Here is a 571-nt window from a genome sequence, read left to right on the forward strand (position 1 = left end):
GTTTCGCACCACGGCGATAAGCACCGTTCACAGCAACATTTAATTCAAAACGCTTAAGCTCATCTGCAATGGTTTGGTTCCATTGTTCTTTTTCATTTGAAAAATCTGGAATCACGCCTTCTGCAACTAGTGCTTTTTCGTCTGCACTCAGTTCAAATAATTCAGCGGTAAAGCGCCATAAATTATCTAAACCGTCTTGTACACGTTGATGCGCTTCATCTGTGCTTAAACTTAAACGTTCCATCCAGCTTGTCGAAAAGCGAATGTGATACTTCACTTCTTTTAAAGATTTGACAGCAAGCGCACTTAATTCAGGAAGTGAGCTTTGCGCTAAGGCCGTAAATAAATGAAGATGGTAATGGTCCATCAACCATTGGCGTACAATCGTTTGTGCAAAGTCACCATTGGGTTGTTCGCACAACAAGAGGTTTAAAAACTCACGTTCTGTACGGAAATACGCAAGTTGGTCTTCATCACGCTTAGCTTCATCATATTGACCAGCCAACGTTAGAAAGTTTCTTGCTTGACCTAACAAGTCCAAGCCGATATTGGCTAAGGCAATATCAATTTC

General features: G+C 41.2%; 1 protein-coding gene. It reads right to left on the minus strand.

What is annotated here, in order from left to right:
- On the minus strand, window positions 1–571 hold a 571-nt coding region (paaC, locus tag ABD296_RS50045; RefSeq protein ID WP_344285736.1), incomplete at both ends, for a 1,2-phenylacetyl-CoA epoxidase subunit PaaC.

This window comes from Actinomadura napierensis (assembly GCF_039529375.1).
In the GTDB taxonomy this organism is placed as follows: Bacteria; Actinomycetota; Actinomycetes; order Streptosporangiales; family Streptosporangiaceae; genus Spirillospora; species Spirillospora napierensis.